Below are 19,247 nucleotides of genomic sequence, written 5' to 3'. Positions count from 1 at the left end.
ATTTCGGGATCAATTGAAGGGCCTAGAAGTTTTACAAAGTATGAGCAGGAAGGGTAACTGCTGGGATAACGCCGTGGCTGAGAGCTTTTTCAAAACGCTGAAGTGTGAGATGGTCAATCACATTAATTTTGAAACACGGCACCAGGCGAGGTTGGCTACATTTGAATATATCGAGGGGTGCGGGGCGGCCCGTGCCGTACAACCGTCGGCGGAAACATTCGACGCTTAATTATCAGATCCCTCATCAAAGTGAATCTCATTTTTTTACAAACTCAATGGCTGCCTAAAAAATCCTCCAGTATACTATTGCAATTCCAGAAAGGAGTGTTTTTGAGAGTGAACATAAAGCACAGAGAGCTGTCTGATGATGGCCAGGCCGGTTCCAACTTTAAGGTATTTACTACCTTCCAATGCGGTAGGTGATTGCTAGGACATGTCTCCCATGATATGTTCGCGGTGTTGGACGCCCCAGTTCTTCAAAGCCTCGATCACACTCCCCAGTGTTTCCGCATAAGGCAGCGTGGTATAGGTGATCAGAACAGGGTAGCCATCTTCAACAGTACGTTTGATCAATCCATTTTCTTCCAGGTCTTTCAACTCCTTCGCCAGCACCTTCGTGCTTAGATCGGGAATACTGCGCTGTATCTCCCGAAACCGGTGATTTCCGACCCCAATGGAAACCAATATCAACAGTTTCCATTTTCCGTTGACTACTTCCAACGCATCTCGAATAGGGGTCAGAGCAGCTAAACAATCTGTGTAATTCGGCATAGCTTTCTTATTTGATTACCAAAAGGTAATTGATTACCTACGGGTAACTGATAACTTTTGGTAATCAAATATAGGTACTTTTGTAAAAAAAACAAACGGTCGATTCCTACCAATTAGCGCATGACACACCCTCAGATTTGGATTAGCCTAGTCCTGAGCTTTAAAGTCGTTAGTCAGCCGTCGAGACCACCCGTTTTTCAACACAAAATTACAACCAACATGAACGCAAAAATGAGAGTCGATATCTGGAGTGACATCATGTGTCCCTTTTGTTATATCGGCAAGCGAAATTTCGAAAAAGCACTCGCTGAATTTCCCGCCAAGGACTCTGTAGAGGTTGTCTGGCATAGCTTTCAGCTTAACCCCGACTTGACGTATCAACCCAACAAAAGCTTTTATGATTATGTAGCCGAATTGAAGGGGCAAACTCGGGAATGGTCCATTCAGGTTCATAAAACATTGGTTCAAACTGCCAAATATGCGGGCCTGGATTACCGACTGGATCAGGCGAAGGTCACCAATTCACTGGATGCCCATCGGCTTATTCAATTGGCCAAAAAATACAACCTGACCAATGATCTGGAAGAGCGCTTTTTCCGGGCCTATTTCACCGAAGGTGCCTTACTGAGCGACCACCAAACTTTACTCACCTTAAGCACGGAGACAGGACTTCAACCGGATGTAGTAAAGCAGGTTCTACAATCCGATTTGTATAAAGACAAGGTTCGCCAAGACGCCCAACGGGTACGACAAATGGGAGCCACCGGTGTGCCCTTCTTTGTCTTCAATCAAACCCAGGCGGTTAGCGGTGCTCAACAACCCAAGGTATTCGCTCAGGCACTAGCCGCGGCCTACGAGCAATGGGTGCAGACGAAAAATGAGAAAATAGACATCGTCGGAGGAGCTGTATGCACCCCAGAGGGGTACTGTAATTAAGGCTCATTGGCAGCAAATCAGACCCGTTTCAATTTCCAAACATCAATCCATTATGACTCTTAGGCACGTAAAACAAATCTATTGGCTATCCACGCTATTTTTAGCCCTGGTTGGCTTCGCGGGCATCTTCAATATCCTCCTAGTTGACCAGTTGGTCCAGGCCAATAGAGCACTGGGACTACCCGATTATTTCATGCCCTTTTTCGGTTTCGTTAAAGTGGTCGGTGCCATTACCATTCTGGTTCCCGCGCTTAGACGCTTCCAGCAAGCAGCTTATTTCGGTTTTATCTTTTATTTTATTGGGGCAACCTACACCCTGATGGCCACCCATGGCGGCCCCGAAAAATGGGGCGTTACGCTGTTGATTCTTGCCGCTGCGGGGGTGTCGTATTGGGCCTGGCAGCAGCTATTTCAGCCTAAATTCAACAGCCAAATTTCGTAGTAATTACTTTCAACAATCTTCTTAAAATGATGGCACAAACAATCGCAATTATCGGTGCTGGCCCTGGTGTAGGGTTAGCAATCGCTGAAAAATTTGGTCTGCAAGGTTACAACGTAGCCCTGTTGTCCAGAAATACAGAGAAGCTTGCCCCGCTCCAAAGCAAACTACAAGCCAGGGGCATTACGGCAAGCATTTTCAAAGCTGACATTCTCGACCGAGACAGCACCACCCGGGCGCTCAATCAGGTAATCGATGCATATGGATCAATCGATGTACTGGAGTTTAGTCCTTCTCCTGCCTGGGAAACCCTGCGGACCCCCAGAAATATTGATGTTGAAAATGAACAATATCATTTAGATTTTCAGGTACTCTCTGCCATCACAGCCGTCCAAACGGTGCTTCCTCAAATGCTCGAGCGCAAAACGGGTAGCATCCTTTTCACCACGGCGTCAGCCGCTCAGCGTCCGAACTTTGCTACGGCTAGTTTTGGCGTAGCTGCCGGTGCATTACTCAATTATGCACGCTTGCTTCACGAGGATCTGGGTAAGGACAATGTATACGTAGGTATCGTATCGATTGGGGCCATTGTTGTCGGTGAGGGCATAGCCTCAAAAGGTGATTTCCCCGCTGGTATGCTAACCATTCATGTTAACGAAGTGGCTGAAACGCATTGGAATCTTCATACGAAACGTGAGGTAGTCGAGATCATTATTGGCGCGAACTAGATCACGCATTCACTGCAAACGAGTACCTTGAAAATGAATAGTCCGAGGTACTCGTTTACATCTAAAAGAACTAAGGTGAGCATTGATGGCCTGTTCACCGGTAAATTAGAACAAGAATGATAAATAAATCATCCTTGTTCTAAAAAAAGGAGCATGGCTCCGGGCCGATGGTGCGTAAGAAAGCCCAGGCGGTCACACAACTTATTTCTGTCAATGTAACTCTCCAAATTACCCTTCTACCACGTTCTCGGGTGCTGTTTTAATCCCAAATTTGGCTGATTTTATAGTGAAGCACTCGGATTCCGCTCCGAGCAGGAATTGTGCAATTGCCACGAGCGTTATTTTAGACGCACTTGTATAGGAACCTTTTAGCATGTGAAGTTCTATAATGGATGATTACCGTTTGCTAAATACCTTCCTTGGCGTTCAGTTATTTCTCTATATTAGTATCTATTCAATGGCTCTTGGGGATTATACATTATATTTCTTAGCACATTTAATGAAAAAAATCGCTAGGAATTTAAATTGGCCTGCTGGTAGACAAACTGAATAAGGCTTTACAGACCGTCAGCAATAACACGATCGAAATCCAAATTAGCCAGCTCGAACAAGGGCAGATCAAGTATTTGCTGTATGGCGCTACGCTTGCTATCGCCCAACAATGGCCTCCGGATTATGTAGTAAACGGTTCCGCCAAGTTGCAGTGGGCGGATTGCAATTGCCAAACCAATAAACCTCTGAAATTATGAGAAATCTATGGGTGTTGGGACTTCTAATGCTTGCCGCCAACCTGACGAGTTGTGACAAGAAAGAAGCTGTCAAACCAGCCCAGAACCCGATTACTACCTTCTTGAGCGAGCAGGCGCAGACGTTGAAAGTAGTGGAGATTCGGGGAAATAGCTTTCGGGAGTCGGGTGTGGTATTCAGCAGTTCCGTCTCCGGTAAACTCACCCAGGTGGGTAGCAAACTGCCTGACGCTGGTATTTATGTAGTCACGGTCTGGGACTTCGATAGCGGGAAGGTATTACTACAAAAAACGGTGGAACAAGAGATACCCGACAAGCTAGCGCTCACCAACACAGACGTTGTGCCGCTGACGATCAACAAGAAATATGTAATCAGCATCAATAACCGATCGGGCCAGCGCAGCCAGGGATCGTACGCCCAAGCTTTTAAAGCCAGTGGGAGCAATGTTTTGCCCGCCACCCAAGGTAACATAACAATGCATGCTATCCGCTCCGGCGGTGGCGGCACAGCGGCCTTTCCAACTTCCTCTGCGAACGAGTTCGGCTTAATTAACGGCTTCCCTGAATTTACGTTTATCCCCGACTGAACCACCGCCCGTCAAAAAGGTTTGTTTCCCGTATGCGACTGAAATAGGTTTACAAAGTGTCTTAACCTGAAACAGCTTGTCAGTTTCCAACTAAAATGGGCAATCACACAAGATCACATTCAAGACTTGCTCCGCAGCGGTGGCTCGAAATCACTTTCAGTACATCGACAACTCAGAGAGACTTCCATTTTTCACATTCTCTTTGGCGGAGAACTATCGGAAATGGTTGGAAGGATCGTTTTCAACGCCAGTTATAGGGCCGTTTCGTTACTTGAAACCGTGACGCACGGCCTTGATCAGCAATTCATAGCTTTACAACCTTATCAGTACACCCCAAAATAAGGGGCTCATATTGGGTCAGGATATTGGTTCAGAAAATGAGTATCAATAATCACTTCTGATCCCCTTTTTGTGCTATCCGTTATTGAATGCGTGTCTTAGCCCCCTGAATCGCTGGACAAAATTGTAAAAACAGCCGGGTTGCCGGTGCGATTAGTCCATTATATTCAGAAAATCACGAGCAAAGTAAGACGTAATTTCACTCCTGAGGACCGTTACTCCATCGTTCAGGAATCCCTGCGAAATGGCCATTCCGAAATTTGCCGGAAGTACAATTTATTCCCCTCACTGCTTAGGAAGTGGCGGCAGAAATATTTGAGTAAGGGCAAAGAAGGCCTGAGGGATTCGTATCCACGAATTGATCCCAAACTGCGGACGCTAGAAGAAGAAAACGGGCGTTTAAAACGGATCGTCGCTAAACAGGCCCTCGAACTGGAGGTCAAAAGTGAATTGCTAAAAAACACCCATCGGACCCCGGAAAAATTAGCACTCATGACTCAGTATCAACAGACTACCAGCCGTACACAGCTATGCCAGTGGCTGGATTTGCCTCGCAGTGTATCCTATTATACCCCCGAACAGGGTTGCCAGGGGCAAAACCCAGTCAGATGACCGCGCGGCTAGATGGCACTTGGATACCCAATCAGGAAGTAGTCTCATCGGTCGATTGGTTTTGTAACACCGCAACAAAGGTGGGATGATACCTATCAGGAAACCATAGTTTGCAGCACAACTATTTTAGAAGAATTGTCCAACTGATAGGGGCTAAGACAGGAAATGAGCAAAACCGATCTTTAAACAAAATCGGTCATCACCTAAACCGGTTTTGTTTAAAGATCGGTTTTGCTTGAAATTAAACGGGTTGATCGCTATCGATGCCAGTAGAAATCAGGCAAGTCACGATTGACGTCAATCAGCCGTTACAATGTTTACGACCACCAACCCATTCAGCAGGTTTTCTGTCGATGATTTTCCAGAGGCCAAGATGGTTTATCAGCAGACGCTGAAACTGGAAGTTACCGAGGAACACAAAGGAATACCGTTGTTAACACTGCACTTGGGCGGTGGCAGCAAACTACTACTTTACCCGAAACCGGATCATACCCCGGCCACTTTTACCTTCCTCAATTTTCCGGTGGAAGATGTAGACCAGGCCGTGGCGAAATCTCGTTTTCGGGTTGTGGTTGAGCACGCCATTGGGCGGGTCAAAATTTGCCGGATTGTCAAAGCCCGAATTCGGTGTTGGAAAGCTGTTGTGGATTGCCCCATTTTCACCTGAGCAGCTCAAATGCTCACTAAACATTTAATCGACATACACTCTAATGAAAAAAATCTTTCATTTTGTCGAAAAAGCCCTTCTCGTTTTTACCCGGTTTGGGCTGGAAGTTCGGGGAATTGCGCAGTCGTTCCAGCGTGCTGCGTTCGTCCGAGCTGAGGTTTTTGGGCGTCCAGATGTTGATATGGATGAGTTGATCACCCCGGCCATACCCATTCAACTCCTTGATTCCCTTGCCTTTCAGACGAAGAATTTTGCCGCCCTGCGTTCCGGGTTCGAGCGTAATGCGTGCCCGGCCGTCAATGGTCGGCACTTCAACGGACGTCCCCAAAGCGGCATCGACAAAGTTGACGTGTAAATCGAAAACCACGTTGTTGCCATCGCGTTTCAGGTTCTCATCCTCCTCTTCTTCCACCACAATCAGCAGATCACCGGCCACACCACCACGAGGAGGAACGTTGCCTTTTCCGGTTACGGACAACTGGATTCCTTCGGAGACACCCGCCGGAATCTTGATCGGAATCACGTCTTCCTGCAACAAACGACCTTCGCCGAAACAGGTGTCGCACCGATCGGTAACCATTTTTCCTTCGCCGTTACAGGTGGGGCAGGTGCTGGTCGAAACCATCTGGCCCAACATCGTATTGACTACTTTCCGAACCTGCCCCGAACCATTACAGGTGTTACAGGTCGTGACCGCCGTACCGTTTTTGGAACCGTTACCACCGCAGGTTGTACAGGAAACGTGGCGTTTTACCTTGATTTTTTTCTCAACTCCATTGGCAATTTCCTGCAGGTTCAGCTTCAGCTTAATCCGTAGATCGGAACCGCGCCGGACGCGTCGTCCCTGCTGCTGCCCCCCGCGACCGAAGAAACTACCAAACGGGCTGTCGTCGCCGAAAATATCGCCAAACTGCGAGAAAATGTCATCCATCGACTGAGCACCTCCGCCCGCGCCGTTCATGCCCGCATGACCAAACTGATCGTACCGCGCTTTTTTCTGTGGATCGCTCAGTACATCGTAGGCTTCGGCGGCTTCCTTGAATTTCTCTTCGGCGGTGGGGTCATTCGGATTTTTGTCAGGGTGGTGCTTGATCGCCATCTTCCGATACGCTTTTTTAACCTCCTCCGGCGAAGCGTTTTTGTCGACACCCAGTATTTCGTAATAATCTCGTTTCGTAGCCATGTACAAGTTCTTTAAAACGAATAGACTGAAGCGGGTAGAAAATCTATACCGTTCAGTCTATTCCTCATTGCATAGTATATCGTTCAGGAGCCTAAAATCACTTTTGCAAACCGAATTACTTTATCATTCAGGTGGTACCCTTTTTCGGTTTCGTCAATGATTTTTCCTTTCAGATCGTCACTGGGAGCGGGAAATTGAGTAATTGCCTCGTGCAGATCAGGATTAAAAACCTGACCTACGGATTCCATCGGTTTAACCCCTTTGGATTCCAGCACTTTGTAAAATTTATTAAAAATCAATTGAACCCCCGCTTTCAGGGCGTCGACATCCGACGCGGTTTCGGCCGCTTTCAATGCCCGTTCAAAATCGTCGAGGACGGGCAGCAGCGCCACCAGCAGCCCTTCGTTGGCATTGGAAATGAGGTCAACTTTTTCCTTGGCTGTCCGCCGACGGAAGTTTTCAAAATCGGCATAGAGCCGCAGGTATTTATCTTTCAGATCGCCCAGTTCTCCCGTCACTTTATCGAATTCAGAAATGGCGCTTTCGCCCGGTTCATCCGTCGTATTGTCAGATTCAACTGCTGGATCGATAACGGTATTGTCAGGTTGTTGGGTTAATTCCGGTTCTTCGTTATTCAACGTTTCTTTATTTTCCATACGCTTGGTTGTATTTCGTCGCCACCACATAGTGATTTAAAAGTTGCAAATTAGTTGCCAATTTTCAGAATACTGACAAGATGGCATTTTTATTCATGGACTCGTCCCGTTAAATTTGACAGGAAAGTGCTCGACGTGTCAGACATGTTTAGGTCAAAACGCGGGTCAGATGCGCATGGTTCACCCGGTTTTATGCTCGAATTGATTCAAAAACGAACGCAGCTCATTAAATCAAAAGCCGCCGAATTGGGCTTCGATTTTTGCGGTGTATCCAAAGCCGAATTTCTGGAAGCGGAAGCCCCCCGGTTGGAAGGCTGGCTTAACCGGCAGATGCACGGCCAGATGAGTTACATGGCGAATCATTTCGATAAACGGCTGGACCCCCGGTTGCTGGTTGAAGGGGCCAAGTCCGTTGTAACGGTTTTACTGAATTATTATCCCGAAAAAACCGTATCGGAAACCGGGGGATATAAAATCTCAAAATATGCTTACGGAACGGATTACCATTTTGTGATCAAGGATAAACTCAAGGAACTTCTGGCGTTTGTTCATGAGGAAATCGGCGAAGTCAACGGGCGGTTTTTCGTCGATTCAGCACCGGTTATGGACAAGGTTTGGGCCAAAAAAAGCGGGTTGGGCTGGGTCGGCAAACATACCAATCTAATCACCCGCGACCTGGGCAGTTTTGTCTTTATCGGTGAACTGATTCTGGATCTGGAGCTGGTGGCCGACGGTCCAATGGCCGATTATTGCGGCACCTGCACCCGCTGCATCGACGCCTGTCCGACCGACGCCATCAGCGACCCGTACGTGGTCGATGGCAGCAAGTGCATTTCGTATTTTACCATCGAACTGAAAGAGGCCATTCCCGACGAGGTAAAGGGAAAATTCGAAAACTGGATTTTTGGCTGCGACATTTGCCAGGATGTGTGCCCCTGGAACCGGTTTTCCCGCACGCACTCGACTCCTGCTTTTGACCCGAGTCCGGGCCTGAGTGAGATGACAAAAACCGATTGGGAAGAAATTACGCAGGAGATTTTTCAGGAAATCTTCCGCCGTTCCGCCGTAAAGCGAACCAAACTGGAAGGCTTGAAACGGAATATTTCGTTTGTGAAAATAGATGGGAACGCGGATTGAGCGGATTCAACAGATTTTCACCGATTATCCGTTTCAATCTATTTCAACGGCAGCGATAATTTGACAATCTGCTGGTTGCGGATGACCGTAACGTCCAGATGGCCCGTCCAGTTAACCTGCGTCTGAATGGCCACCAGTCGCCCGATGTTGGGCGCATCCTCCTGACCGGCGGTTCGGATGACGTCACCGGTTTTCAGCCCCGAATTTTCGAGCAGACTTCCTTTCGGAATGTTCTCCACAATAATGCCATTTTCGTCGGGTAAACCGTAGGCGGATCGGTCACCGAGACCCTGCACGTTGCGGATGGAAGCGCCCAGCCAGGTCAGTGCCTGCACCGATTTTTCAAACCGATGATCCAGCAAAACCGGAAGTTTCGGCGCTCGGGCTATGGCGCGCAGAGCGGGTTTCAGGACGCCAAACTGATTCATCGGGATGTTTTGAAAACCGGTTTTCAGGGCGGGACTGTTGGCTCGGGCCTGATAATTTCCTTTTTCCGGCTGCACAAAAACCGGGTCGCCGAATGCGCTGTGGAGATCGGTGCCGTCTTTTTGAGCTTTCAACAGTGCCGCCTGATCGGGAAAAAAATTGTAATCGATTTCGTTGCCCCAATCCGTTATGCCAATTGGGAAATAAGGTCGCATGACGATATTTTTCCGAAAAATATCTCCGCTGTTTTTGAACCAGACGTGTGGATGGAACGAGTTGTTGATCAGGATATTATTCTCGGCGATGCGGTTAAATCCTTCCCGAAACTTCAATCCTCCGTTTAGCAACACATTGTTGTAAATGTGGTAATTACTGCTGCCATCGTCGAGGTCGATGTCCCAGCCGTGGTCGCAGCGAAACCGGTTGTTGCGGATGATTGTGGTTTTTTGCGCATCGAGCAGAATCAGTTCGGGGTGGATTGCCACCAGACTATCCATCGTTTTTCGGTTGGGGTGCCAGTACCGGTCGCGGCCCCACGAGTTGAACGCACCGTGATCACCGGTTTCCAGAACCGTATCGAACACATCGTTGAATTCCAGCAGGTGACCGCCCCAGGTGCCGTCGCCAATGTTAATTCCCGCCCGGGGTACTTCATAAATCGTATTGTGCCGGACAACAATCCCGGAAGCCATCGCAATCTGCACACCCGCCGATTGTTTTTCGATGCGTCCGATGCGGTGAATCAAATTATTCTCAGCCACACACTCAACAGGATATTGGTCGTTTTTCGGACCCGGTTTCAAATCCAGTTGGGCATACGGCACAAACTGTTCGTACCGAAAAGCCGGTGACCGAACGGCCGACGAATCGCCGACAAAGCTGATGGCACTGGCTCCAATCTCGTGAAAATGACAGCCTTCAATGATCGATTTTCGGTTGTATCGGCTCATCATCAGCGCATTACCGCCCAACTCTGCGAACTCGCAATCTTCGATCCGACAGTTTTCGGTATTTTCCAGAAAAACCGCTGCGCCCCGAAATAGCATCCAGTCGCTCCGCAGCAACGGCTCATAGGGTTCCATGAACGTGCGCTCGGTCTGGACAAACCGGATGCCACGAATCGTAACTTGCCGAAGCGGTTTACCTGATGTTCCGGTTAAAGCCACCAATTTGTTAAGCTGGGAAACTTCCACCGTGGCGGTGGCTACATTGACGCCCGCCGGTGGAATCAGGGAAAGGAGGTGGGTCTTTTGGTCGAGAAACCACTCGCCGGGCGCGTCCAGTTCCTCAAAAATATTCTCGACAAACCGTTCTTTGGCGTGCAGGGGCGAAGGGCGGTTATTCTGCCAGCCGCCTTCCATCTGAAGTTTTCCGTCCGATTTTCCGGTAATCCGGTAATGAAAATCGCCCCATTCACCCTGGTGCAACGCATGAATAAAACCACCTTCGGGCGACTTCCAACCGCTGATTCGCGATTCGCTCAGGGCATCGGCGGCTGTGCCGTTGAACACGCGCGCTGTGGCATCATAATTGGGATAACGGGCCAGAATCTGCTTTTTCCCGTTCAGGAAAAGTTGCTCAAAAGACAGCCCGTCGACGCGGGTCGTCCAGACGTTCAGACCGGTTTTTTGCCAGTTGAGTTTTACGTTTCGGCCACCACTTAGTGTAACTTTTTCGTTTTGGAAATTGCTAATGGTCAGGGTTTTATCCTGAATGACTTCCGGATTGATCCGTACGGTTTCCGACAGATAATACGTGCCTTTCCGCAGGCAAATCTCAACGGAATTCCGGGAAGCGGTTTTGACTTTTTCCAGCGCTTTGGCAAGCGTGGCCAACGGCAGTGCCACCGTTCCGGGGTTGCTATCTTTTCCCGACGGCGCGACGTAAAACCGGCTTTGCGCCCGGGCGATCAGGGACGTGCCGGCCAGAAAAAATAGCAACCATCGGAGCATAAAAGGTTATTATTTACAAAACCGTACCGGTTTTCAGGCCGTTTGCTCGGGCCAGTACTGCGCCATTTTCCGGCGGAGAAAAGCTACACTGCGCGCTAATTGCTCCATACCATCAACGCCGTCTTCGATGCTGATCCAACTGTCGAAACCAACGCCTTTCAAGGTAGTAAAAATCGCGTCATAATCATTGAGCCCTTTGCCGATCTCGCCGTGGCTCAGTCGTTTGGCGTAACCGGTGGCGCCACCCTCTTCCTTGCGCAGATCTTCGATGGTTCCTTCCAGCAAAAACCGGTCGCTGGCGTGCATCGTCACCACGCGCTTGGCCACCCGATCCAACAATTCCAGCGGTTCTTCCCCCGCCAGGTACGTATTGCTCGGGTCGTAGTTGACGCCAAAGTTCGGGTCATGAATGGCATCGACCAGCTGACAGAAAACGTCCATTTTCTGCGCAAATTCCGGGTATTCCCAGAAATCGTCCTTGTAGTGGTTTTCGATGATCAGCGTAATACCGCGTTCACGGGCGTAGGGCAAACAGGCTTCGATGCATTCAACGGCCAGTCTAACACCCTCATCGATCGTGAGTTCGGGGCGACGCTGGCCGGAAAGAACCCGGCAGTAGGAACCGCCCAGCGCGTAAGTCATGTCGATCCAGTGTTTCTGTTTGGCGATTTCCTTGGCGCGGAAAGCCGGATCGGGGTGCGTGAAATCCGGTGAGCAGCACATCATCGGAATCACCTTGCCGTGGCTCTCCACCTGCTGACGGAAACGCGGCCAGTTACTTTCGTCCGCCATTTCCAGAAAACCGGCGTACCATTCGAGTCCGTCAATGTCGAGCTGGACGGCCAGTTCGATCCATTCAGAAACCGTCATTGTGCCATCTTTGCAGAGGGCTTGCATAAAAGCTTTGGGGAAAGCAGCCAATTTAGGCATAATAAGTTTTGAGGTTTATGGGTTAGCGTTTTCGGTTTACGGTTTTCAGGTTACGGTGGCTGACGCATGGAGCGACGAACGCGTCAGCCACCGTAACCTGAAAACCGTAAACCGAAAACCATTAATTTTTTGGCGGATTTCGTCCGATCAACGGATACTGTTCCAAATCAACGATCTGGCCGCTGATCGGGCCGCTCTCATCGGCCAGCCAGTAGATGGCGGCTGCGGCCAGTTCATCGGGCCAGATAATCCGACCCGAAGGGGCAAAAACCGGCGAAATGTCTTTGTACCAATCGACAGGCATACCGTGTTCATGCTTGCGCCGGGCTTCGTTTTCGGTGAGCACCCAGCCCGGATTGATCTGATTGACCCGGACGCCGTCTTCGCGGTGGAGCGTATCGCCAAGGTTGCGGGTCAGGGTCATCAATGCTCCTTTCGACACGCTGTAGGCCATCAAATCCGGTTCCCCACTCCAGCCATTGACCGAACCGATGTTCAGCACACACCCTCGGTTTTCCTTTAAAAATGGCAAAGCAGCCTGAATCAGCGCAAAAGGAGCAAGGGTATTCACTTCCAGAATGTGCCGGAAAAAAGCCAGATCGGTGGTGTGAATATTCGACGAAGCGACCAGAGCCGCGTTGTTCACGACCGCATCCAGCCGACCGAACGATTGAACGGCCCGGTCGACCAGCCGCTGCGCAACGCCTTCCACCGCCAGGTCTTCGATGTGCAGAACGGCATTGGCTGTACCGAGTTCGTCCACGACTTCCTGACCCAGTTCCGGTTCCAGTCCGTGGATAACCACCCGCGCCCCTTCGGCCACGCAGCGTTTCGCAATGGCTTTCCCGATGCCCGTACAACTGCCGGTAACAATAATGACTTTCTGTTCTAAGCGCATCTTAGAAAAAAGAAGCGAGAAGAAAGACAAGAGACAAAAAACAGAATGGCGCTGGCCAGTGAAAGTCTTTACTCTCTTGTCTCACCTCTCTTCTCTATACATCTATACCGGTTTTAAAACGCTTTTGATCACTTCGCCGTGGTGCATTTTTTCGAAGGCTTCGTGCCATTCGGTGATCGGCCACACGCCCCCAATGATCGGTTTGACGTCGAGCTGACCGCTGGTTAACAAGGCCAGTACGCGCTCCCAGATCGGCCAGTTGTGACTGAAACTGCCCTGAAGGGTGACGTTTTTCTGCACCAGTGCATCGAGTGAAAAACCAAGCGGTTGCGGACCCCAGCCCACTTTCGTGATGTGTCCGTTCGGCCGAACCAGTTGCAGCGCGATTTTTAGGGTAATACTGGCTCCGGCGGCATCGATGATGCAGTCGGCACCCAAACCGTCACGTTTTTTGGCCCATTCTGTGGCGTCGCCGATGATCGCTTCGCACCCATATTGCTGGGCAATGGCGAGCCGGTGACGATCTGCTTCCAGACCCACAACGGCCACTTCGGCACCACAAAGCCGCGCCATGGCGGCACACAGAATACCGATTGTTCCGGGACCCAGCACGATGACGCGGTCGCCGGGTTTCAGCCGTGAATTTTCGACCACGGCGTTAAAAGCTACACAACACGGTTCGGTCAGGCAGGCCTGTTCAAACGCCAGTGAATCCGGCACCCGGTGGAGAATGCGCATCGGCACGCGAACGTATTTGGTCATCGCACCATTGACACCGTATCCGAAGCCTTTGCGGGTCGGGTCCAGGTTGTAAAGGCCCTGCCGGGTCATCGGGTTATTGGGGTCGATGATGGCGGCCGTTTCGCTCACCACCCGGTCGCCTTCTTTCCAGCCTACGACCCGGCTTCCGACTTCGACGATGTGACCGCCAAATTCGTGACCCAGCACAACGGGATAATTAACGGGCCAGCTATGGTCGGCGGTCCACTGGTGGAGGTCACTGCCGCAAACGCCAACGTTGGCAACTTCCAGCAAAACATCTTCCTCGCCAATGGTTGGTTTCGGAATTTCACGAATTTCAACCGAGCCTTTCTCGGGAGCAAAATTGACAACAGCAGCAGAATTCATTGAGGTAGTTAAGGGGTTAATTGTGAGAAAGGTAAAAGGTTTTTCTCACAGATATACCGGTTTTATCTTCCGACGGGCACATCGCCGTACGCGTGAATTTTTTCGCAAATCAATCGGAGGGAGCTTTCCAGATCACCGTCGGCGGTTTTGAACGCGTCGGCATCGATGGTCAGCGGAGCGCCCAACACCACGAGCGGAGCTCCGTATTCCGGGCAGCGAATGGCCTGTTCGAGCGAAAGCCCGCCAACGGCCTGAACCGGTACATTGACCGCCTGCACCACTTCGCGCAGTTGGTCGAGCGGGCTCGGCATCCGTAATCCCTGGGCGGCAATTCCCCGGCGCTCGTCGTAGCCGATGTGGTGAATGATGAAATCGCACCCCAGATCTTCGAGCCATTTGGCCCCTGCGACCATATCTGTCGAAATCATGTTGTCGCCCATCACCTGAACGCCAAAATCGCGACCGGCTTTTACGACGCATTTAACGGTTTCGGCGTGGGCGCGCGCCATCACCACGACGTACGACGCCCCGGCTTTGGCCATCATCTCGACTTCGAGATAGCCACCGTCCATCGTTTTCAGGTCGGCCACAATGGGCACGTTCGGGAAGGCTTCGCGTAATTTTTTGACACCGTGTAAACCTTCCGCCAGCAGCAATGGCGTTCCGGCTTCGAGCCAGTCGACCCCGGCGCGCATGGCCAGGGCTGCCGTTTCGAGCGCTTCATCAATATTGGTGAGGTCCAGGGAAATTTGAACAATCGGTTTCATTAAAGGGGGTTGAATTGAAGAATTAGGGTCCAAATAATAACGTCGGCACTGTTAACTACCAATGCATTTTTTCTGTAATGACTACTCATTTTTTTGCAAAAAAGACCATTATCCGATAAATAATTCCAGTGAAAATAGTCGGAATCGGGGTTGAGAAAGTACTATGGAGGTGAGCGGTTGAACTCGCCCGCATGAATTGGTTACCCGGTTTAAAGTTTATCGTTCACCGTAAGAAAGGACTCATGTAACGCACTTTCATTCAGTTACTTACTTTGATAAACTATTGACGTCAAACGATAGACTATTTTTTTATCCCTTAACTTTTGAAAAATGGCAGTTACGCCGGATTCTACGTTACTTGAAAAACTAAAAAAGGGCCAGAACGTCTATGGCACCTGTATTACCTCCACTGCGCCAATGTGGCCGATTACACTCCAGCGGGCGGGTCTCGATTTTGTTTTTTTAGATACCGAGCATATTCCCCTGGATCGGGCCGAACTCGCCCGACTGTGTCAGATTTTCCGGGCTTACCACATTACACCGATTGTCCGCATTCCGAAACCTGATCCGTACCTGGCCTGTCAGGTCATTGATGGGGGAGCGGTTGGCGTGATTGCGCCTTACCTCGAATCCGTCGATCAGATTATTGACCTGGTGGGAGCCACCAAATACCGTCCCTTGAAAGGCGAACGGCTGGCCCGGTTTCTGAGCGGAAAGGAGCAGATGCCCGACGACCTGAAGCAGTACATCGACGCGCACAATGCAGGAAACATCTGCATCGCCAACATCGAAAGTGTTCCGGCGCTGGAACGGCTGGATAGTTTGTTGTCGGTTCCCGGACTCGATGCGGTTTTCATCGGCCCCCACGATTTGTCGGTGAGTCTGGGCATTCCCGAACAATACGATCATCCGGATTTTGAAGCTGCTGTCCTGAAAATCATTCACACGACGCGCGCCAAAGGGCTTTCCATCGGCATCCATTTTTCACTGGAACCCGAGCGCCAGATTCGGTGGGTGAAAGAGGGCGTCAACATGGTGGTGCACAGCTTCGATGTCGCCCTGTTCGCGCAGCGGCTGCGGCATGACATCGGCACGATTAAAAAAGCCGTTGGCGACGAAGCCGCGCTTGGTGAAGGTCCTTCGCTTGTCGTGTAATTCCACCCATGATCACCGCCGATACGCCGGAACAGGTTATTAAAACCGCCCGATCGCCAGCTCAACGTTTAAGTACGTATTTGCTGGTGGGACTCTCTTTGTCAATCGGTTGGGGAATTCGGGGAAATTTCGGACACGAATACGGAGCGGCATTTGCGGGTTGTCTGGCTGCCATCACCGTCGCCCTGATGTCGGGCCGGGAAGACTGGCGACAGCGGGTGCTTTACTTCGCTTTTTTCGGCGCCATCGGCTGGGGGTTTGGGGCCTCGATTTCCTACATGCAGGTGATCTCCTACACCCAGAGCGGCCACGTGCTTTCGCAGTGGTACGGCTATACCGGTTTGTTTTACATCGGTTTTTTGTGGGCCGGACTTGGCGGAGCAGGCACTGCGCTGGCCGCCGTGGCCGAACAGGATCGGCTGGTGCGGTTGTTCAAACCCATTCTGTTCGTCTTTGCGGCCTGGTTTTTTCAGGATCTGATCGAAGATGCCGTGGCGAAGGCCCTGCAATCCGGCCTTGGTTTCGACCGGACGTGGTCACGGCATAAAAGCCCGCTTTACTGGTTCGACGCCGATTACCTGGGCGCTTCGTTTGCCCTACTGGGAGTTGGAATTTACGATTTGCAGGAACGTCGACAAATCAATGGCTGGCTACTGCCGGTTTTTGCTGGTACGGGAGCGGTTTTGGGGTATCTGAGCCAGTGGATGTTGCAAAAATCCGGTCTGGAAGCGGGACTTTCATCGATGCTGACGTACCAGTTGGGCGACCCGTCGTACGTTGACCCCGCTACGGGAAAAACGGCCTTTGATCCGCATAACTTTCTGAACAACTGGCCGCAATGGTTTGGTGATTACCCGCAACACGTCGGCTGGGTGATTGGGCTGGTGCTCGGCATCACGGCTTATTTTATCCGGTTTGGTAAATTCCGCAACGGTTCTTCCCTGATTGTTTACATGGCTTCGGGCTGGTTGCTGGCCTTTCTGGCGTTTCCGGTTCTGGGCAGTTTGTTTTTTGCCGACGTGGGTGGGATTCGGATGACACCTCCCCGGAGTGACGACTGGGCCGGGATTACAGGCGTTTTCGTCGGCACCGTACTCTGGATGCGACGGAATCAGTTGCTGCCGGTGGCGGTAGCGGCCGTGATGAGCGGCACCATGGGCGGACTTGGTTTTTCGGGCGTTCAGTGCCTGAAACACTTATTGATGGCGCCGGGAAACCCGACGATCCTGAAAAACAAAGGAGTTTTGCCGGAAAGTGAATCTTTCCTACAGATCACGACGAACTGGGCCAACTGGCAACACCAGAACTGGCACAGTTTTCTGGAGCAGTCCTACGGTTTTGTCAACGGAATCGCCATTGCAGTTACGCTGGCTTTTCTGGCGACCCGAATCCCGATCCAAACTAACCCCAAGCCCGCAGATCCAAACCGGGGACGCTGGACGCTTGGGGTGGCAGCGGTTTTTGTTTTACTCGCAATTCCGTACGTCAATCTGGTTAAAAATGTGGAGGAATGGGGCAAAAAACTGAACCCGGCGGTTTGGACGCAAGCGGTTGCGGAGGCCGACGGAAGTGTAAAAACCGCCCCCGCGGTCTGGGATGTTCCGTATCTCGGCCATTTACCCAAAGTCGATTACCTCCATTTGAGCCCGGATGGCTGGTTTAATCTCACCTGGTTTTTCCTGCTGGTGATGGCAGTTCTGGTTGTTCGCAGGCATTTGCAAGAACCGCTGGCGATTATCCCGAAAACCTGGCTGGGCAAGGGGCAACTGCTGTTTCTAATCCTGCTGTGGGTGATGGTCATCGGCAACTTTGAGCGCGCGCTGGTCGACTGGGCTCCGCAACGGTTGCTGACCGAATGGGTGATTACCATCAATGCCGTTCTGGCCACGGCGCTGGTGGTGCTGGCTCCGTTTGAAAAAGAAACAGTACGTATTCTGCCGGAAAATGCGTTTGCGTTGTGGTACAATCGGGTCTGGATTCGGGCCATTGCTGCGCTGGTACTGGCGGCACCGGTTTTTCTGGTTACCAACCGGCTGGTGTACCAGTATCCGCCGTATGAAAAACTGGATAAAGTGGCTAATCACACGCGGTTTGGGCCCGAAGCCAGCTGGCGCGCCCGGCCCAATCTAAAAAACGCGGAGCATAAGTAGGTTTTGTTTTTTTGACCCTTACATGCGCATGATGGATCAGATCAAATGGGGAATTATCGGTTGCGGGAATGTAACCGAAGTTAAAAGCGGCCCGGCTTTCAACAAGGTGCCGAACTCGTCGCTGGTGGCGGTCATGCGCCGTGATGGCGAACAAGCCGCCGATTACGCCATGCGCCACGGTGTGCCGAAATGGTATGACGATGTGGACGACCTCATCAACGATCCGGAGGTCAATGCGGTGTACATTGCCACCCCGCCGGACGTCCACACCGACTACGCCATTCGGGCCATGAAGGCCGGAAAACCGGTTTACATTGAAAAACCGATGGCTCGAAATTGGAAAGAGTGCGACGAAATAATTCAGAAGGGCAAGGAATCCGGGTTGCCGGTTTTTGTCGCGTTTTACCGCCGTTCGCTGCCGTATTTCCTGAAGGTGAAGGAGTTGATCGATACCAAAGCAATTGGGGACATTCGGGTGGTCAACATTCAGTTGCACTGGCAGCCGTATGCCGAAGAAGTCGGGGAGAATCCCAAACCGCGCTGGCGGGTTTTTCCGGAGATCTCCGGTGGTGGTCACTTCCACGATCTGGCATCCCATCAGTTCGATTTCCTGGAATTTGCGCTGGGGCCGATCAAAACCGCTAAGGGTTTTGCACGAAATCAGGCCGGTCTATACGAAGCGGATGACGTTGTGGTGGCCAATTTTGAATTTGAGTCCGGTGTTCTCGGAACCGGAAGCTGGTGTTATACCGTCAACAAAGAACAACGTATCGACGAAGCGCAACTCATTGGTTCGGAGGGTAAAATCACGTTTCATTACTTCGAGAAATTCACTATTAAAGTCGAAACGGCGGCTGGTGTGGAGGAATACCATCTGCCGTATCCACCCCACGTTCAGCAACCGATGATTGAAGAAATCGTCAAGGAGTTGCGGGGTGAAGGCAAATCGCCAAGTACCGGCGAAACCGGCGGCCGGGCAAATTTAATCATGGACTGGATTACGGCGAAATAACCGGTTTTTATCCCCGCCGGAGCAGCTT

Annotated in this window: 19 protein-coding genes; 11 read left to right on the top strand and 8 right to left on the bottom strand. The window is 50.9% G+C overall.

Features of this window, described 5'->3' with window-relative positions:
- The first annotated feature begins 40 nt into the window (after positions 1-40).
- A complete protein-coding gene (locus EHT25_RS07680) occupies positions 41-229 on the top strand; it encodes an IS3 family transposase (RefSeq protein ID WP_185731296.1) in 189 nt (62 codons plus the stop codon).
- A 197-nt stretch (positions 230-426) separates the two neighbouring features.
- Here EHT25_RS07680 and EHT25_RS07675 read toward each other — a convergent pair whose 3' ends face one another.
- Positions 427-771 (bottom strand): winged helix-turn-helix transcriptional regulator, encoded by a 345-nt coding sequence (locus EHT25_RS07675; RefSeq protein ID WP_124872914.1) that lies wholly within the window; start codon positions 769-771, stop codon positions 427-429.
- A gap of 231 nt (positions 772-1,002) precedes the next feature.
- On the opposite strand from EHT25_RS07675, the gene EHT25_RS07670 reads away from it, so the two are divergent.
- The 6 genes from EHT25_RS07670 (at position 1,003) to EHT25_RS07645 (ending at position 5,825) form a co-directional block, all read left to right on the top strand.
- Entirely contained in the window at positions 1,003-1,707 is a 705-nt protein-coding gene (locus EHT25_RS07670) for a DsbA family oxidoreductase (RefSeq protein ID WP_229311462.1), read from the top strand.
- A gap of 52 nt (positions 1,708-1,759) precedes the next feature.
- Positions 1,760-2,149: a DoxX family protein gene (locus tag EHT25_RS07665; protein WP_124872910.1), complete on the top strand. Its 390-nt coding sequence runs from the start codon at positions 1,760-1,762 to the stop codon at positions 2,147-2,149.
- Positions 2,150-2,175: 26 nt separating this feature from the next.
- Positions 2,176-2,874 (top strand): SDR family NAD(P)-dependent oxidoreductase, encoded by a 699-nt coding sequence (locus tag EHT25_RS07660; protein ID WP_124872908.1) that lies wholly within the window; start codon positions 2,176-2,178, stop codon positions 2,872-2,874.
- Between the two features lie 745 nt (positions 2,875-3,619).
- Positions 3,620-4,207, top strand: a complete 588-nt coding sequence (locus tag EHT25_RS07655; RefSeq protein ID WP_124872905.1) for a DUF4082 domain-containing protein — start codon at positions 3,620-3,622, stop codon at positions 4,205-4,207.
- A 486-nt stretch (positions 4,208-4,693) separates the two neighbouring features.
- Positions 4,694-5,158: a transposase gene (locus tag EHT25_RS33115; protein WP_229311461.1), complete on the top strand. Its 465-nt coding sequence runs from the start codon at positions 4,694-4,696 to the stop codon at positions 5,156-5,158.
- 313 nt (positions 5,159-5,471) lie between these two features.
- The gene (locus tag EHT25_RS07645; protein ID WP_124872903.1) at positions 5,472-5,825 is read left to right on the top strand and encodes a VOC family protein; all 354 of its coding nucleotides are present in this window, start codon (positions 5,472-5,474) and stop codon (positions 5,823-5,825) included.
- Positions 5,826-5,865: 40 nt separating this feature from the next.
- On the opposite strand, the gene dnaJ is transcribed toward EHT25_RS07645, so the two are convergent.
- Together dnaJ and EHT25_RS07635 are read right to left on the bottom strand one after the other, a co-directional pair.
- The gene (gene dnaJ, locus EHT25_RS07640) at positions 5,866-7,008 is read right to left on the bottom strand and encodes a molecular chaperone DnaJ (protein ID WP_124872900.1); all 1,143 of its coding nucleotides are present in this window, start codon (positions 7,006-7,008) and stop codon (positions 5,866-5,868) included.
- An 83-nt stretch (positions 7,009-7,091) separates the two neighbouring features.
- Entirely contained in the window at positions 7,092-7,664 is a 573-nt protein-coding gene (locus EHT25_RS07635) for a nucleotide exchange factor GrpE (RefSeq protein WP_124872898.1), read from the bottom strand.
- Positions 7,665-7,856: 192 nt separating this feature from the next.
- Here EHT25_RS07635 and queG point away from each other — a divergent pair, with 192 nt between their 5' ends.
- On the top strand, positions 7,857-8,801 hold the full coding sequence (gene queG, locus EHT25_RS07630; protein WP_124872896.1) for a tRNA epoxyqueuosine(34) reductase QueG: 945 nt from the start codon (positions 7,857-7,859) through the stop codon (positions 8,799-8,801).
- 38 nt (positions 8,802-8,839) lie between these two features.
- On the opposite strand, the gene EHT25_RS07625 is transcribed toward queG, so the two are convergent.
- The 5 genes from EHT25_RS07625 to EHT25_RS07605 form a co-directional block, all read right to left on the bottom strand.
- A complete protein-coding gene (locus EHT25_RS07625) occupies positions 8,840-11,179 on the bottom strand; it encodes a right-handed parallel beta-helix repeat-containing protein (protein ID WP_124872893.1) in 2,340 nt (779 codons plus the stop codon).
- 33 nt (positions 11,180-11,212) lie between these two features.
- Positions 11,213-12,109 carry a sugar phosphate isomerase/epimerase family protein gene (locus tag EHT25_RS07620; RefSeq protein ID WP_124872891.1) on the bottom strand — a complete coding sequence of 299 codons (897 nt, stop codon included), beginning with the start codon at positions 12,107-12,109 and terminating at the stop codon, positions 11,213-11,215.
- Between the two features lie 121 nt (positions 12,110-12,230).
- Entirely contained in the window at positions 12,231-13,007 is a 777-nt protein-coding gene (locus EHT25_RS07615; protein WP_124872889.1) for an SDR family NAD(P)-dependent oxidoreductase, read from the bottom strand.
- Between the two features lie 102 nt (positions 13,008-13,109).
- Positions 13,110-14,135 (bottom strand): zinc-binding dehydrogenase, encoded by a 1,026-nt coding sequence (locus EHT25_RS07610; RefSeq protein WP_124872887.1) that lies wholly within the window; start codon positions 14,133-14,135, stop codon positions 13,110-13,112.
- 62 nt (positions 14,136-14,197) lie between these two features.
- Complete coding sequence (locus EHT25_RS07605) at positions 14,198-14,902, bottom strand: orotidine 5'-phosphate decarboxylase / HUMPS family protein (protein WP_124872885.1); 705 nt, start codon at positions 14,900-14,902, stop codon at positions 14,198-14,200.
- A gap of 330 nt (positions 14,903-15,232) precedes the next feature.
- Between EHT25_RS07605 and EHT25_RS07600 the strand changes: the two genes are divergently transcribed.
- From EHT25_RS07600 to EHT25_RS07590, 3 genes are read left to right on the top strand one after another with little or no spacing between them, the layout of a single operon-like run.
- On the top strand, positions 15,233-16,057 hold the full coding sequence (locus tag EHT25_RS07600; RefSeq protein WP_124872883.1) for an HpcH/HpaI aldolase family protein: 825 nt from the start codon (positions 15,233-15,235) through the stop codon (positions 16,055-16,057).
- Positions 16,058-16,065: 8 nt separating this feature from the next.
- The gene (locus EHT25_RS07595) at positions 16,066-18,207 is read left to right on the top strand and encodes a hypothetical protein (RefSeq protein ID WP_229311460.1); all 2,142 of its coding nucleotides are present in this window, start codon (positions 16,066-16,068) and stop codon (positions 18,205-18,207) included.
- Positions 18,208-18,238: 31 nt separating this feature from the next.
- Positions 18,239-19,219 (top strand): Gfo/Idh/MocA family protein, encoded by a 981-nt coding sequence (locus EHT25_RS07590; protein ID WP_124873557.1) that lies wholly within the window; start codon positions 18,239-18,241, stop codon positions 19,217-19,219.
- Positions 19,220-19,247: the final 28 nt, after the last annotated feature.

The sequence above is a fragment of the Larkinella rosea genome, assembly GCF_003858635.1.
In the GTDB taxonomy this organism is placed as follows: Bacteria; Bacteroidota; Bacteroidia; order Cytophagales; family Spirosomataceae; genus Larkinella; species Larkinella rosea.
This window is presented reverse-complemented; position numbering and strand designations above follow the sequence as displayed.

Excerpts from the sequence above, each read along its gene's own strand:
- EHT25_RS07680 (WP_185731296.1), top strand. The coding sequence starts at position 41 with ATGAGCAGGAAGGGTAACTGCTGGGATAACGCCGTGGCTGAGAGCTTT.
- EHT25_RS07675 (WP_124872914.1), bottom strand. The coding sequence starts at position 771 with ATGCCGAATTACACAGATTGTTTAGCTGCTCTGACCCCTATTCGAGAT.
- EHT25_RS07670 (WP_229311462.1), top strand. The coding sequence starts at position 1,003 with ATGAGAGTCGATATCTGGAGTGACATCATGTGTCCCTTTTGTTATATC.
- EHT25_RS07665 (WP_124872910.1), top strand. The coding sequence starts at position 1,760 with ATGACTCTTAGGCACGTAAAACAAATCTATTGGCTATCCACGCTATTT.
- EHT25_RS07660 (WP_124872908.1), top strand. The coding sequence starts at position 2,176 with ATGATGGCACAAACAATCGCAATTATCGGTGCTGGCCCTGGTGTAGGG.
- EHT25_RS07655 (WP_124872905.1), top strand. The coding sequence starts at position 3,620 with ATGAGAAATCTATGGGTGTTGGGACTTCTAATGCTTGCCGCCAACCTG.
- EHT25_RS07645 (WP_124872903.1), top strand. The coding sequence starts at position 5,472 with ATGTTTACGACCACCAACCCATTCAGCAGGTTTTCTGTCGATGATTTT.
- dnaJ (WP_124872900.1), bottom strand. The coding sequence starts at position 7,008 with ATGGCTACGAAACGAGATTATTACGAAATACTGGGTGTCGACAAAAAC.
- EHT25_RS07635 (WP_124872898.1), bottom strand. The coding sequence starts at position 7,664 with ATGGAAAATAAAGAAACGTTGAATAACGAAGAACCGGAATTAACCCAA.
- queG (WP_124872896.1), top strand. The coding sequence starts at position 7,857 with ATGCTCGAATTGATTCAAAAACGAACGCAGCTCATTAAATCAAAAGCC.
- EHT25_RS07625 (WP_124872893.1), bottom strand. The coding sequence starts at position 11,179 with ATGCTCCGATGGTTGCTATTTTTTCTGGCCGGCACGTCCCTGATCGCC.
- EHT25_RS07620 (WP_124872891.1), bottom strand. The coding sequence starts at position 12,109 with ATGCCTAAATTGGCTGCTTTCCCCAAAGCTTTTATGCAAGCCCTCTGC.
- EHT25_RS07615 (WP_124872889.1), bottom strand. The coding sequence starts at position 13,007 with ATGCGCTTAGAACAGAAAGTCATTATTGTTACCGGCAGTTGTACGGGC.
- EHT25_RS07610 (WP_124872887.1), bottom strand. The coding sequence starts at position 14,135 with ATGAATTCTGCTGCTGTTGTCAATTTTGCTCCCGAGAAAGGCTCGGTT.
- EHT25_RS07605 (WP_124872885.1), bottom strand. The coding sequence starts at position 14,902 with ATGAAACCGATTGTTCAAATTTCCCTGGACCTCACCAATATTGATGAA.
- EHT25_RS07600 (WP_124872883.1), top strand. The coding sequence starts at position 15,233 with ATGGCAGTTACGCCGGATTCTACGTTACTTGAAAAACTAAAAAAGGGC.
- EHT25_RS07595 (WP_229311460.1), top strand. The coding sequence starts at position 16,066 with ATGATCACCGCCGATACGCCGGAACAGGTTATTAAAACCGCCCGATCG.
- EHT25_RS07590 (WP_124873557.1), top strand. The coding sequence starts at position 18,239 with ATGGATCAGATCAAATGGGGAATTATCGGTTGCGGGAATGTAACCGAA.